This window comes from Amycolatopsis sp. NBC_00355, assembly GCF_036104975.1.
Classification (GTDB): Bacteria; Actinomycetota; Actinomycetes; order Mycobacteriales; family Pseudonocardiaceae; genus Amycolatopsis.
The window spans coordinates 3,981,520-3,995,485 of sequence record NZ_CP107982.1; the positions used below are offsets into that span (position 1 = coordinate 3,981,520).

Annotated in this window: 10 protein-coding genes; 3 read left to right on the forward strand and 7 right to left on the reverse strand. The window is 70.1% G+C overall.

What is annotated here, in order from left to right; translation table 11 throughout:
• Window positions 1–155 precede the first annotated feature (155 nt).
• A complete protein-coding gene (locus OHS18_RS17385; protein ID WP_328451333.1) occupies window positions 156–2,585 on the reverse strand; it encodes a tetratricopeptide repeat protein in 2,430 nt (809 codons plus the stop codon).
• Window positions 2,586–2,791: 206 nt separating this feature from the next.
• The gene (locus OHS18_RS17390) at window positions 2,792–3,235 is read right to left on the reverse strand and encodes a peptidase inhibitor family I36 protein (RefSeq protein WP_328617746.1); all 444 of its coding nucleotides are present in this window, start codon (window positions 3,233–3,235) and stop codon (window positions 2,792–2,794) included.
• Between the two features lie 362 nt (window positions 3,236–3,597).
• On the opposite strand from OHS18_RS17390, the gene OHS18_RS17395 reads away from it, so the two are divergent.
• Window positions 3,598–4,974 (forward strand): endo-1,4-beta-xylanase, encoded by a 1,377-nt coding sequence (locus OHS18_RS17395; RefSeq protein WP_328617747.1) that lies wholly within the window; start codon window positions 3,598–3,600, stop codon window positions 4,972–4,974.
• A gap of 172 nt (window positions 4,975–5,146) precedes the next feature.
• The gene (locus OHS18_RS17400) at window positions 5,147–5,887 is read left to right on the forward strand and encodes a ribonuclease activity regulator RraA (protein WP_328451327.1); all 741 of its coding nucleotides are present in this window, start codon (window positions 5,147–5,149) and stop codon (window positions 5,885–5,887) included.
• Here the strand turns inward: OHS18_RS17400 and OHS18_RS17405 are convergent.
• The 5 genes from OHS18_RS17405 to OHS18_RS17425 form a co-directional block, all read right to left on the reverse strand.
• Window positions 5,884–7,143 (reverse strand): mandelate racemase/muconate lactonizing enzyme family protein, encoded by a 1,260-nt coding sequence (locus tag OHS18_RS17405; protein ID WP_328617748.1) that lies wholly within the window; start codon window positions 7,141–7,143, stop codon window positions 5,884–5,886. The genes OHS18_RS17400 and OHS18_RS17405 overlap by 4 nt on opposite strands.
• Window positions 7,140–9,158 (reverse strand): ABC transporter permease, encoded by a 2,019-nt coding sequence (locus tag OHS18_RS17410; RefSeq protein WP_328617749.1) that lies wholly within the window; start codon window positions 9,156–9,158, stop codon window positions 7,140–7,142. Before OHS18_RS17410 ends, OHS18_RS17405 begins: the two co-directional genes overlap by 4 nt.
• On the reverse strand, window positions 9,155–10,591 hold the full coding sequence (locus OHS18_RS17415; RefSeq protein WP_328451321.1) for an extracellular solute-binding protein: 1,437 nt from the start codon (window positions 10,589–10,591) through the stop codon (window positions 9,155–9,157). The genes OHS18_RS17410 and OHS18_RS17415 overlap by 4 nt, the downstream gene beginning before the upstream one ends.
• 87 nt (window positions 10,592–10,678) lie before the next feature.
• Entirely contained in the window at window positions 10,679–11,827 is a 1,149-nt protein-coding gene (locus OHS18_RS17420; protein ID WP_328451319.1) for a Gfo/Idh/MocA family protein, read from the reverse strand.
• 129 nt (window positions 11,828–11,956) lie between these two features.
• The gene (locus OHS18_RS17425; RefSeq protein WP_328617750.1) at window positions 11,957–12,724 is read right to left on the reverse strand and encodes a FadR/GntR family transcriptional regulator; all 768 of its coding nucleotides are present in this window, start codon (window positions 12,722–12,724) and stop codon (window positions 11,957–11,959) included.
• A gap of 73 nt (window positions 12,725–12,797) precedes the next feature.
• On the opposite strand from OHS18_RS17425, the gene OHS18_RS17430 reads away from it, so the two are divergent.
• Window positions 12,798–13,955, forward strand: coding sequence for a mandelate racemase/muconate lactonizing enzyme family protein (locus tag OHS18_RS17430; protein ID WP_328617751.1), 1,158 nt, complete (start codon window positions 12,798–12,800; stop codon window positions 13,953–13,955).
• Window positions 13,956–13,966 lie beyond the last annotated feature (11 nt).

A 13,966-nucleotide genomic window follows, 5' to 3' on the forward strand; every position in this document is an offset into this window, starting at 1 on the left:
GGCCCGTACCCCGGCGGACGACACACGTACCCGGGTGGACGACACGCGTACCCCGGCGGACGACACGACACGCGGCCGAGGTCGGCCGCGAGTCGTCCAGCCAGGTACGTGTGTCGTCCAGCCAGGTACGCGTGTCGTGGCGAATACTTGCGGCTTCAGCTGCCGGCCGGCACCGAGTGGCCGGCCTCCTCGATGATCTCCTCCGGGTCCGGCAGGCCCAGCTCGCGGTGGTGGTCGCGGGCCGTGAGCCAGTGGTGGCGGGCGCGTTCCGGGTCGCCCGACGCCGTCAGGGACCGGGCGAGGCCGAGGTGCGCGCGGGCGACCTGGTGCGGGATGCCGAGGTCCGCCGCCAACGCGAGCGCGGACTCGTGCGCGGCCCGGGCCCGGCCGAGGCGGCCGAGTTCCAGGGAGACGTCCGCGAGGCACAGCAGCGCTTCCAGGTGCAGGTCCCGGTCGCCGGCCTGCTCGGCGATGCCCGTCGCGCGGCGGAAGAAGCCGCAGGCTTCCGCGCGGCGGCCCGTCCGCAGGTGCGTGTCGCCGATGTTGAGCAGGGTGCGGCCCATGTCGCTCAGGTCGCGGGTCTGCTGGTCGATGGCGAGCGCCTTCGTGTGACACTCCAGGGCCTCGGCGTACCGGCCCAGTCGGCCGTAGACGTAGCCGAGGTTGGTGAGCGCGGTGCGTTCGCCCGCCCGGGCGCCGATCTCGCGGGCCAGGGCCAGCGCCCCCTGCAGGAACCCGGCCGAGCGCGCGAAATCGGCGTTCCAGGAGGCGATCGCGCCCAGCGTGCCGAGCGCCCGGCACTCGCCGGAGCGGTCCCCGGCGCCGCGGAAGCAGTCCAGCGCCTGCTCGGCGCACCGCGTCGCCACCTCGTAGCGGCCGACCTGGCTGTGGGTGGCCCCGAGGCTCGCCAGGGCGTGCCCGCGGGCGACCGGGTCCGCCGACTCCGTCGCGCTCGCGTGCAGCGCCAGCGCTTCCCTGATGTAGCCGCCGGTCTGCAGGTACCGGAACAGGATCCGCGAGAGCAGTCCCGCGTGGCCCGTCGCCACCCCGTGGAGGCCGGCGCTGACCAGGTTGGCCCGTTCGGCGTCCAGCCACGCGGCCGCCGGCTCCCGGTCGGTCAGCGGCGGGATCGGCAGACCGGGGTCGGGGACGGGCGGCCGGTGGTCGCGCACGCGCGGCGCGTAGTAGTCCATCGCCGTGGCGGCGGCGAACGTGTAGTAGTCGAGCAGCCGCGCCAGTGCGGCCCGCCGGCCGGCCGAGACGTCCTCGTCCTGGGCTCGCGCCATCGCGAACGCGCGGATGAGGTCGTGCAGCTCGAACCGGTCCGCCTCGCGGCGCCGCACCAGGCTCGCGGCGACGAGCCGGTCCGCGGTCCGGGTCGCCTCGTCGAGGCCGGTGCCGGCGAGCGCGGCGATGCCGTGGACGTCCAGGTCCGCGCCCGGGTGCAGGGCGAGCAGCCGCAGGGCCCGCCGTTCCGGCTCGCCGAGGTGGTCGTAGGACAGGCTGATCGACGCGTCCACGGCGTCGTCCAGGCGCAGGTGCGCGCGCCGCTGCTCGAGCCGCTCCAGGTGGTCGGCCAGCAGCCACGACCGGTGGGCGGGCGCGGTCATCCGCAACGCGGCGAGGGTCAGCGTGAGCGGCAGGTGGCCGAGTTCGGCGGTGATCCGCCGCGCCACGCCGGGCTCCTGGTCGACCCGCTCCGCGCCGACGGTGCGCCGCAGGTAGGCCAGCGCCTCGTCCGGGCGCAGCACGTCCAGCCGGACCTGCGCACCGGCCAGCCCGGGCAGGGCCAGGCGGCTGGTGACGAGCACCGGCCCGCCCCGCTCGTCGGGCAGCAGCGGCCGGACCTGGTCCTCGCTGTGCGCGTTGTCGAGCACGACCAGCAGGCGCCGCCCGGCCGAACGCTCCCGGTAGACGCGCTTCTTGCCCGGCAGGTCGGCGGGGACGGCGTGCCCGGGCACGCCGAGCAAGCGCAGGAAGGAGTCGAGCACCGCGGCGGGATCCACCGGCGGCCGGCCGGGGTCGGGGTGGAAGCCGCGCAGGTTCACGAAGAGCGCGTCGTCGAACCGGCCCGCGCGCAGCAGCTCGTGGCCGGCGTGCACGGCCAGCCCGGTCTTGCCGACCCCGGCCATGCCCGCGATCGCCGACGCCTGCCCGCCCGCGGCGTCGCCGAGCGCCGCGCACAGTTTCGCGAGTTCCGCCTGGCGCCCGGTGAAGTGCGGGATCGCCTCGGGCAGGCCGAGCTGGGCCTGCACGAAGGTCGCCGCCTCCGCGCGGCTGCGGATCACCCGCAGCACGTCCTGCCAGTGGGCGAGGTAACCCGGGTCCGGGTGCAGCACCTCGACGACGGCCAGCACGAGATCGGTGTTGGGCCGCGCCCGGCCGGTCTTGAAGCAGTCGGCGACGGTCGTGCGGGCGGTCCGCTCGGCGGGCGGACGCCCGGCGGCCGTCCAGAGCCGGTTCACCCCCTCGGCGATCTGCGCGTACGACGGGCCGCCCGCCCACGTCTTGAGCAGCCGCAACTGGGCGATGAGCTCGGCCAGCGTGCGCGCCTGGCCGGGATCAGGTGGTTCGGTGAACGCCATGCCGCCATTGTTGGCCGCGACGGGCGGCCGCGGTCGTGGTTGCCGGAGATACCGCGTCACCCGCCGGGCCGGGTCGCGGTCGCGCTTCGTCGGACTCGGACGGCCGAGCATCCCCGCACGCCTGGTACTTCGTTGCGACGCGGCCGTGACAGCCGGGCCCCCGGCCGGCCGGTCCGGGACCGACCGGGGGCCCGATCAGGACCCGGTCACACGGAATGGCATCCGACGGGGTAGGGGGAGAACTGGTGGGACGCGTTGTTGTCGTACGCCACGCTGAGGTCGTGTGCGGAATTCGCGGGAATGGTGTCGTAACTGCCGCAGTACCCGCTGTTGAAGTAGACGCGAACGGCCTTTCCGGTGAGGTTCCGGACCGAGCGGGCGTTGTTCTTCATGCACTGCCCGTACCCGCTCATCTGCGGGGTCTTGAACTCGTAGCACGACGGCTGCGTCGCGCCGTAGTTGTCGAGCGAGCCGGTGAAGTCCGACAGTGATCCCTGGGAGCCCGCGTAGAAGTAGAAACAGACCTCTCCCGACTCGCACGTGCCCTGGCGAGTCGCCGCGGACGCCGGGGCGGTCGAGTTGGCCACCACCAGCAGCAGCGCCCCCAGCACGGTCAGTACCCCTCGGATGAAGCGTTTTCCGGTACTCATGTTTTCCCCTCGGACGATCGCAGGCCCGCAGGCCCCTGATGAGTTGTCCCGTTCGACTCGGACCACTCCCCACCCGGCCGCACCGTTGATTCCCGGCGCCTCGGACCACTCGAATGGCCGAGCACCAGCCGCCCTGCCCCTTTGCCGAGGGCGATCGGACGAACACCTGCCGCAATCGGGTGAACCCCCCACACCCACCCGCCGTCCGCCGGCGAACCAGTCGAAACTCGACCGAAACTCTTTGCCCCACAACAAACACCCGTGTTCTCCTGCACCCAACGGACGAACATCATCAGCACGCCCAGGTCACCGGCGACGTGGTCCCCGGCTCCCCTGGGCGCACGCCCGGAAGGAGACCACCGATGACAACAACCCCAACAACCCCACCCCACAAACGATGGTGGCGCACACCCACCAGCCGACTACTCACCGCCGCAGCCACCCTCACCGCCACCGCCGCCGTCCTGATAACCGCACCCGGCGCCGACGCCGCAGCCGGCACCCTCGGCGCCGCCGCCGCCCAAACCGGCCGCTACTTCGGCACCGCCATCGCCGCCGGCAAACTCGGCAACACCGCCTACACCACCCTCGCCGCACGCGAATTCAACATGGTCACACCCGAAAACGAAATGAAACCCGACGCGACCGAACCCAACCAGAACCAATTCACCTTCTCCGCCGGCGACCAGATCTACAACTGGGCCACCAGCCACGGCGCCCAAGTCCGCGGCCACACCCTCGCCTGGCACGCCCAGCAACCCGGCTGGATGCAGAACATGGGCGGCAGCACCCTCCGCAACGCCATGATCAACCACATCCAGAAAGTCATGACCCACTACCAAGGCAAACTCGCCTACTGGGACGTCGTCAACGAAGCCTTCAACGAAGACGGCAGCCGCCGCTCCTCCAACCTGCAAAGCACCGGCAACGACTGGATCGAAGTCGCCTTCAAAACCGCCCGCGCCGCCGACCCCACCACCAAACTCTGCTACAACGACTACAACATCGACAACTGGAACTACGCCAAAACCCAAGGCGTCTACACCATGATCCGCGACTTCAAATCCCGCGGCGTCCCCATCGACTGCGTCGGCCTCCAAGCCCACTTCACCGGCGGCAGCTCCGTCCCCAGCAACCTCCAGACCACCATCTCCAGCTTCGCCGCACTCGGCGTCGACGTCGCCCTCACCGAAGTCGACGTCACCAACGCATCCACCACCCAATACGCAGCCCTCACCCAAGCCTGCATGAACGTCGCACGCTGCGTCGGCATCACCGTCTGGGGCGTACGCGACAGCGACTCCTGGCGCTCCGGCGAAAACCCGCTCCTCTTCGACGGCAACGGCAACAAAAAATCCGCCTACAACTCCGTGCTGAACGTCCTCAACTCCGGCGGCGGCACAACCACCACACCCACCACCACCCCCACCGGCCCCACCACCCCCACCACCCCGACCACCACACCAGGCAGCGGCAACTGCACCGCCACACTGTCGGCGGGACAAACCTGGAACGACCGCTACAACCTCAACGTCTCAGTCAACGGCTCCAGCACCTGGACCGTCACGATGACCGTGCCCAGCCCGGCGAAGATCAGCGCCACCTGGAACATCAACGCCACCTGGCCCAGCAGTCAGGTGCTCGTCGCGACACCCAACGGAAACGGCAACAACTGGGGCGTCACCATCCAGCACAACGGAAACTGGAACTGGCCCAGCGTCAGCTGCAGCACCTCCTGAGACCCGGCACGACAAGCCGGCACCAGCTCGTCCACGAAGGAACAGGGGCGAGCTGGTGCCGAAACCCCGTATGACATCGCGGAAACAGCTCCGCCGGACTACGCTCGGACCTGGAATCTCGGGGAAACTTCCCGACAGCCACGGTAAACGCGGACCCGAGGGAGCTATCGACGTGGTCGAGACGCACGACATCGTTCGCCCGCCTGCCGAGCTCAGCGCGGCCCTCGCGGCCATCGGCAGCGCGACCGCCAGCGGCGAGCTCAGCCGCATGGGCATCCGCAGCGCGTTCATCCGCGGCCCGGTTTCGGTGACCCCCGGCGTGCGCGTGGCCGGCCCGGCGCTGACGCTGCAGTTCCTGCCGAAGCGGGAAGACCTCTACCCCGTCGACGAGTACGAAGAACCGGAGAAGCAGCTGCACCGCCACGTCATGTACCACGCCCAGCCCGGCGACATGATCGTCGTCGACGCGCGCGGCGACATGGAAAGCGGCGTGTTCGGTGAGATGATGCTGACCTACTTCAAGGGCCGCGGCGGCCTCGGCGTGGTGGTCGACGGCTGTCTGCGTGACACCGCCGAGGCCAAGCAGCTCGGCCTCGGGCTGTGGATCCGGGGCGCCACACCGAACTTCCACGTCCAGACCGGCATCGTCCCGGTTGCCGTGAACGTGCCGGTGGCGTGCGGTGGCACGCTCGTCGAGCCGGGCGACATCGTGGTCGCCGACGACGACGGCGCCGTCGTGGTGCCGGTCAAGCTGGCCCCCGCCCTGGTGGCCCACGCTCAGGAGCACGCGGAATGGGAGGAGTTCTCCCGGATCCGGCTGGCCGAGGGCGGCGACCTGCGGCGGTACTACCCGCTCTCGGACGAGGCCCGGCCCGAGTACGAGCGGTGGCGGGCCGAACAGGGCCGCGCCTAGCTCCACAGGCGGTCGTGGCTCGACTCCCCGTCCCAGTGTGTCGTCTCGGCGAAGAACACCGGATCACGCGGGTCGAGGTGGCGGCGCAGCACTTCCTCGTCGAGGTCCCCGAACCCCAGTCCCGGTGTGTCCGGCACCGTGATGCGGCCGTCCCGGATCAGCGGGGCCGTGACGAGGTCGCTCCAGAACTCCACGTCGGCCGCGTGGTGTTCGAGGGCGAGGAAGTTCTCCGTGGCGGCGGCCAGGTGCACGCACGCCATCGTCGCGATCGGCGACGCCGCCAGGTGCAGCGCCATCGCGATCCCGCGCTCCTGCGCGTAGTCGCCGATCCGCTTGGTCTCCGCGATCCCGCCCGCCGTCGCCGGGTCGGGGTGCACGACGCGGACGGCGCCGGCGTCCAGCAGCGGCCGGAAGCCGTCGAGCAGGTAGATGTCCTCCCCCGTGCACGTCGGGACGGCGACGGCGGTGGTGAGCTGCCGCCACTGATCGGTCAGCTGCCACGGGATCAGGTCCTCGATCCACGCCAGCGTGAACGGCTCCAGCGCGCGGCCGATCCGGATGGCGGAGTCGAGGGCGATGTGGCCGAAGTGGTCGGCGGCGAGCGCGACGTCGGTGCCGACGACGGAACGGACGATGTCCACATAGGACACCAGGTGGTCGACGCCCTTCGCGGTGACCTGGATACCGGTGAACGGGTGCATCGTCGTGACGTCCGCGCGGGCACCCGGCGGCGCGATCAGCGCGCCCGGGACGTCCCACAGCAGGTCGACGCCCACGTCCATCTTCAGCATCGTGAACCCGCGCTGCTTGCGCTCCAGCAGCCGCGCGCCCATCGCGTGCGGGTCCGGCAGCGACGGCGTGTCCGCGTAGCAGCGGATCTCGTCCCGGAACCGGCCCCCGATCAGCGCGTACGCGGGCACGCCGTAAGCCTTGCCGGCCAGGTCCATCAGCGCCATCTCGACGCCGGAGACCCCGCCGCCCTGGCGGCCGTGGAACCCGAACTGCTTGATCTTGCGGAAGATCTTGTCGACGTCGCAGGGGTTCTCCCCGACGAGCCGGCTCTTGAGCATGAGCGCGTAGGTGGCGCTGGCCCCGTCGCGCACCTCCCCGTAGCCGGACAGGCCCTGGTTGGTGTCGATCCGGATGATCGACGAGCGGAACGGCACGCCGGCCAGGGTGGCCACGCGCAGGTCGGTGATGCGCAGCTTGCTCGGCCGGGACGCCGTCGCGACGTGCTCCTCGGTGATCCCGCTCATCCCTTCACCGCCCCCGCGGTGAGCCCCTCGGTCAGGAACCGCTGCCCGAACCCGTACATGAGCACGACCGGGATACTGACCAGCAGCGAGGCCGCGGCCAGCTGCCCCTGCGGCACGACGTCGCCGAAGATCATCGACTGCATGCCGACGGGCAGCGTCTTGTAGTCGTCCTTGGTGATGAACACGAAGGCGAACAGGAACTCGTTCCACGCGTTGGTGAGCGTGAACAGCGCGACCGCGAGCAGGCCCGGCTTGGCCAGCGGCAGCACGATCCGGCGGAACGCCCCGAACCGCGTGCAGCCGTCGACCAGCGCGGCCTCCTCGAGGTCGACCGGGATCGACTTGAAGTAGCCGACGAGCAGCCACGTCGCGAACGGCAGGGTGAACGTGGGGTAGGCGAGCACGAGCGACCACAACGAGTCGTTGAGCCCGATCCCGCTCATCAGCTGATACAGCGGGATGAACAGCAGCGCGCCCGGCATCACGTAGGTGAGCAGGATCGTCACCGTGAAGCTCTCCGAACCCCGGAACTTCAGCCGCGCCAGCGCGTAACCGGCCAGCGCCGCGCAGACCACGGCGATCACGGTGGACGCCACCGACACCAGGACCGTGTTGAGGTACCAGGTGCCGAACGCCCGGCCCGAGAACAGGTTGGTGAACTGCTCGGTGCTCCACGGGGTCGGCCAGAGGTCGTCGCCGCGCGCGACGATCTGGTCGTCGGACTTGAAGGCCGTGACCGTCATCCAGTAGATCGGGGCGAGCACGAAGCCCAGCAGGCCCACGAGCGCGACCCCGGTGCCGCCACCACCGACGAGGCGCGCGGCGAGCCGGTTGCCGCGCGCGGCGAGCGTGGAGACGACCCGTCCGACGGCGGCCGCGAGCACCACGAACACGCCCAGCACGAGCGCGGCCTTCCAGACGATCTGCGGCGACGCCCAGATCAGCACGAGCACCGCGGCCACGACGATCACCCACGGCAGCGCCCGGCGCTGAGCGGGAGTCAGCCGCCTGCGCCCCATGTCGGCGGCGCCCGGCTGGTCGCTGCGCCGCATCATCCGCACGAGGATCACCACGACGACGGCGATGATCGGCAGCATCACCAGGGTGACCGCGGCGCCCGCGCCCAGCTGCAGCTGCTGGATCGCCTTCGAGTAGGCCACCATGACGTACGGGGCGGTGGCGTCCCCCGGCCCGCCCTGGGTCATCAGCCAGATCAGGTCGAAGTTGTTGAACGTCCAGATCGACGACAGCAGCGTCGTCACGATCATGACGCTGCGGAGCCCCGGCAACGTGATGTGCACGAAGCGCTGCCACGCCGAGGCGCCGTCCACCATCGCGGCCTCGTGGAGGTTGCCGTCGATGGCCTTGAGCCCGGCGAGGAACGTCACCGTGAAGAACGGGATGCCCTTCCACACGTTGACCAGGATGACCGCCGGCATGGCGAGCGCGGGATCGGACAGCCACTCCGCGGGCCACTTGTCGACGAGCCCGATCGCGGCGAGGGCCGGCCCGATCCCGGAGTCGGTGAGCAGGACGTTGACGCTGCCGAAGATCGGGTCGAGCAACGACCGCCAGGTGAAGGCCGTGACGACCGTCGGGATCACCCACGGCAGCAGGATCACCCCGGCGAGGATCGCCCGGCCCCGGCGCATGTGGTGCAGCATCAACGCCGCGATGAGGCCGAAGACCACCTTGAAGATCTCGGCGTAGGCGGTGAAGACGAACGAGTTGAGCACGCCTTTGTGGAACAGGGCGTCGCCGATGAGGGCCGTGTAGTTGTCCAGCCCGACGAAGACCGTGTCCGCACCGTGGCGCTCGGTGGCGCTGGTGAAGACCGAACTGATGATCGGGACCAGGATCAGGCCGGCGACCAGCAGCAGCGTCGGCCCGATGAACACCGCGGCGAGGCGCCAGTCGCGCCCGAGCCGCCGCTGTACCGGGGTGAGCGAGGACGACGCGCCCGGCGCCGGACGGGCCGGCGCCGGGTGTGTCCTCTTCGGACGCAGGACGGTCACTGCCGGTAGCCCTGTTGCTCGAAGATCTGCACGATCCTGGTGTGCGTCGTGGCCACGGCCTCGGCCGGCTTGGTGCCCTGGATGACCGACTGCATCATGTCGGTCAGCAGGTAGGCGGCGACGGCGGCCTGCTCGCCGGGGCTCGGGGCCTGGGGGAAGGCATAACCGGTCTTGGTCTTCACCGGGAGCGGAGCGCGGGTCTGCTCCCGCAGCGCGGCGAAGGCCGGGTCACCGGTGGTGTAGTACGGGTCGGAGTCCCACACCTTGTCCCACGAGGGATTGACCAGGCACGGCGCTTCCTTCGCGACGCCGAGCAGCGCGCTCCCGCCGGCCATGAACTTCGCGACGAGCTTGGCGAGGTCGGGGTTCTTCGCCCCCTTGAACACGACGAACGAGTTGGACTCGCCGTAGGCCAGCGGCCGGTCGAGCGCCGGTCCGCTCGCACCGTTGAACACGTGCGTGTTGGCGTAGACCGGGTTCTTCTTGCTCTTCGAATCGGCGTAGACGCTGAACTGGTTGAGCGTGAGCCCGAGGATCTGGGCCAGCCAGTTCTCGTTGTTGCTCGAGTCGGTCCAGCTGCCGATCCCGGGCGGCAGCATCGGCTTGTACTTCGGGTTCGTGTAGATGTCGCCGATGAACGTGACGGCTTCGACGGTCTCCGGCGAGTTGAACACCACCTTCGTGCCGGTGTTGTCCGCGATCGCCCCGCCGTAGGTGTTGATGACGTTCGTGATGAAGCCGTTGGCGTCGCCGGAGCGGTTCACCGTGAGCCCCCAGCCGAAGCGCCGCTTCGCCGGGTCGGAGATCGCCAGCGCGTTGTCGCGCAGCTCTTCCCACGAGTAGTAGGGCTTGAGCGGGAGACCCTTTTCCTGGTACCAGTCCTTGCGCAGGTACATCCCGGTCGCGATGAAGTGGTAGGGGATCGCGAACCAGCGGCCGTCGAACACGCAGTAGTTGTTCGCTTCCGTCGCGGGTTCGCCGTAAAGCGCTTTCATGTCGTTGACCACGTCGGTGACGTCGGTGAGGGCGCCGAGGTTGTGCAGCTGGCCGACGAACCGCCGGTCGCTCAGGAAGGCCAGGTCGCGATTGGTGCCCGCCTTCACCTCGGCGTCCATCTTCGCGACCATGTCACCGGCGTCGCCGGAGACCAGGTCGTTGCGGACCGTGGTGCCGGTGGCCTGCGCGAACACCTGCAGCGACTTGTCCAGCGCCTTGTTGGCGGCCTCCGAGTACAGCTTCTGCGAGAGCATCCCCACCGACCCGCCGCGGAGCTTGGCCGCCTGGTCGAGCAGCGCCTGGGGCACCTGGACGTCGACCTGTGGTGCGGGCGCGGGGCCGCTCCCGCACCCGGCGAGACCGAGCACGCCCAGCGCGCTCACCCCCGCGCTCATGCCGAGGAAAGTGCGTCTCGACAGGTCATTCTTCTCTTCCATGACAACTCCTCGTACCGACGGGGCGACGGTGCAACCGGCGGGGCAGCGAGGCGAGTGCCGCGCTGTGAGTACTCAAAGCTGGGTCTTTCATGCGGCGAAGGACGCCGAACTGCTGACGCGTTGTCCTGGCAGCCCGTCGAACAGCCCGGTCGAGCCACGGGGCCGCCACAGCGGCACCGGGCCCGCGCCGGGCACGGGGTCGAGCGCCAGTGCGGCCGCCCGTTCCGCGGAGTCGAGTGCCCGCTGGACGACCATCGTGTTGGCCACGCTCTGCGCGACGCTGCCGACCGGCCGCACCCCGAACTGCACGGCATCGGCGAAGTCGACGAGCTCCGCGAGGTAGCCGTTGTCGCTACCGCGGAAGACCGTGGTGTGGGTGGTGGCGTCGGAACCGCTGCGCGTCACGCGGCGCTCCGACTCGGAGCCGGCGAGCACGAGCACTCCCTCGGTGCCGTAGAGCCGCATGTCGTTGGGTTCGGGCGGCACCGGGATTTCGGGGAAGGACGCGGTGTAGTTACCGATGGCGCCTCCGGTGAACACGAGGTTGAGCGCGAGGTCCGACGGTGCGTCGATCGTGCTGTTGGCCCTCTGCACGACACCGTGCACCCGTGCGATGTCGCCGCAGAGCAACCGGATCTGGGCGATGTGGTGCACGCCGAAGTCGAGGTGCACCCCGCCGCGGTACTGCGGCCGGTGCCGCCACGGCGTGCCGCTGAACCCGCCCTCGCGGGGCACCACCCGGCCGGCGTGCCGCCACGCCATCAGGTGCGGGCGGCCGATCGCGCCACTGTCGAGCAAGGCGCGGGCGTAACGCAGATCGTCGCGGTAGAAGAAGTTCTCGCCCACCACGAAGGTGCGGTCCGGGTGCCCGGCCGCCAGCGCGAGGAAGGCCCCGGCCTGCGCCGCGTCGACGCCGGCCGGCTTCTCGCAGAGCACGTCCTTGCCCGCCGCGAGCGCGTCGCGCGCCACCTCGTACAAGTGCGGGATCGGCACGGAGATCAGCACGGCGTCCACGTCGTCGCGGGCGAGCAGCGCGCCCCGGTCGGCGGCGACCCGGGACGGATCGGTCCCGCTGTAGCCGGCGAACCTCGTGCTCTGCTCGGCGGAGGAATCGGTGAACGCCGTGACCACGTACCGATCGGCGAGCCCGCGCAACGCCGGCCAGTGCAGCTTCTCGACCGCGAGCCCGGTGCCGATCAGCCCCAGCCGGATCGGCGGGATCGCGGATGCTGCCATGCCTCGTCCGTCCTCGTCATCGGTTCCGGAACTCGGTCGTGCAGAAGTACTGCGCCGATGGTTACCAACCCGACCACAGCCACGGCCGAATGGCTTCGTAGCAACGGCTACGTGCCGCGCGGGGGCGGCCTACTTTCGGCCGGATTGGTAACGCCGCCGCCGGGCGGCCCGCTTGCTTCGCTGCTCCTTCTCCGCGAGGAGCGTGGAGTAGTTGTTGCTCAAGTGCTTGCGCATCGCCGCGCGGGCGCCCGAAGGATCGCGCGCGACAAGCGCCTCGTAGATCTCCGTGTGCTGGGCGGTGGCGCGGCGCAGCCCGGCCGGCGCCTCGTTGGTGAGGCGCCGGCTGGCCGTGCCCAGCCAGCGCGCGGAGTACATGATCCGGTCGAGGATGCGGTTGTCGGCCGCCCGGCAGATCTCCATGTGGAATTCGTGGTCGACCTCGAGGTAGGCCTCGGGATCCGTCTCGAGCGCCGCCATCCGCTCGATCTCCTTCCCGAGCCGGGCCAGCGTCTCGTCGGTGATGCCGGTCGCGGCCATCGCGGCGAGTTCGGGCTCGAGCAGTACGCGCATCTGGTGCAGTTCCTGCAGCAGCTCGTCGACGATTTCCGTGGGCAGCCACTCGATCAGCAACGGGTTCAGATAGTCCCACTCCGCGCGGGGCCGGACGACGACGCGGCGGCCCTGCGCGACGTCGACGATGTCGAGCGAGGCGAGGATCTTGAGCGTCTCCCGCGCCACCACCCGGGAAACCCCGAACTCCTGGGAGATTTCCAGCTCCGACGGGGCCCGGCCGTCCTCGATTTCGCCGCTGACGATGCGCCGGGTCAGGTGGGCCGCCACCTGCACCGGGAGAGTCCGGACCTTGACAGCGTCCGGAGACTCTTGTCTCCTTGGCATGTCATCAGCTTATAGGACAAGTTGGCTCTTGCGACAGTCCCTTTCAGACGCATTACCCGGCGGCGGGAGAGCAATGCGGATAGTGAACGTCACGACGGCGGTGGTGGCCTACCACGGTCAGGCCACCCTGGTGCGGATCGACACCGACGAGGGAATCAGCGGGTTCGGCGAGGCCAACCCCGATGCCGGCGCGGGCGCCGTCGTCGGGATGATCGATTCGCTGACGCCCCTCCTGCTCGGCGAGGACCCGCGCAACGTCGAGCGGTGCTGGGAGAAATTGCGTCGCAGCAAGGTTTTCGCGGGCGCCCAGAGCGGCGTGTTCGTGATCGCCCTGTCCGGGATCGAGCTCGCGCTGTGGGATCTCGCGGGCAAGGCCGCGGGCCAGCCGGTCTACCGGCTGCTCGGCGGGAAGTTCCGCGACCGGATCCGCCTCTACGCCGACTGCGGCGACGGCGACGACCCGGCGGGCTCGATCGCCGGGTGCGTCGACCGGGCCCAGCGGATGGTCGCGGAAGGCTTCACCGCCATCAAGTTCGACATCGACAACCTGCGCCACCCGGCCAAGTTCGACGATTTCAATCACACGATCAACACCGCCGAGCTGCGCTCGATGGTCGAGCGCGTGGCCGCCGTCCGGGAGGCGATCGGACCGGACGTCGATCTGGCCATCGACCTCCACGCCCGCTACGACGTGCCGAGCGCGTGCCGGATCTCGTGGGAGCTCGAGCCGTTCCACCTGATGTGGCTGGAGGAACCGCTGCCGGCGGAGAACGTCGACGCGTTGGTGCGGGTGCGCGAACAGACCCGCACGCCGATCTGCGCGGGCGAGAACCTCTACCTGCGGTGGGGATTCCGCGAATTGCTCGAACGCGGCGCCGTGGACGTCATCGAGCCGGACGTGCCGAAGTGCGGTGGTCTCGCCGAGGCCAAGAAGATCGCCAACCTCGCGGAGCTGCACTACATTCCGTTCGCACCACACCTGGTGTCGACGCCGCTGGGCACGATGGCCACGTCGCACCAGTGCGGGGCGATCCCCAACTTCCTCGTCCAGGAATGGCACGCCCTCGAAGAGCGCGAGGTGTGGGACAGCTACGTCCACGCCCCCGACGGGAGCGGCTCGATCGTCAAGGACGGCTACATCACGCTTCCCGACACCCCCGGCATCGGCGTGGAACTCGACATGGACGGCGTCCGGGCGCACGCTGTCGCGGGCTACGGGGTGTTCGAGTAGTGACCCTGGTG

Bases quoted from the DNA above. Each gene is read 5' to 3' on its own strand.
- OHS18_RS17430 (WP_328617751.1), top strand. From the start codon at position 12,798: ATGCGGATAGTGAACGTCACGACGGCGGTGGTGGCCTACCACGGTCAG.
- OHS18_RS17390 (WP_328617746.1), bottom strand. From the start codon at position 3,235: ATGAGTACCGGAAAACGCTTCATCCGAGGGGTACTGACCGTGCTGGGG.
- OHS18_RS17415 (WP_328451321.1), bottom strand. From the start codon at position 10,591: ATGGAAGAGAAGAATGACCTGTCGAGACGCACTTTCCTCGGCATGAGC.
- OHS18_RS17385 (WP_328451333.1), bottom strand. From the start codon at position 2,585: ATGGCGTTCACCGAACCACCTGATCCCGGCCAGGCGCGCACGCTGGCC.
- OHS18_RS17425 (WP_328617750.1), bottom strand. From the start codon at position 12,724: ATGCCAAGGAGACAAGAGTCTCCGGACGCTGTCAAGGTCCGGACTCTC.
- OHS18_RS17395 (WP_328617747.1), top strand. From the start codon at position 3,598: ATGACAACAACCCCAACAACCCCACCCCACAAACGATGGTGGCGCACA.
- OHS18_RS17420 (WP_328451319.1), bottom strand. From the start codon at position 11,827: ATGGCAGCATCCGCGATCCCGCCGATCCGGCTGGGGCTGATCGGCACC.
- OHS18_RS17405 (WP_328617748.1), bottom strand. From the start codon at position 7,143: ATGAGCGGGATCACCGAGGAGCACGTCGCGACGGCGTCCCGGCCGAGC.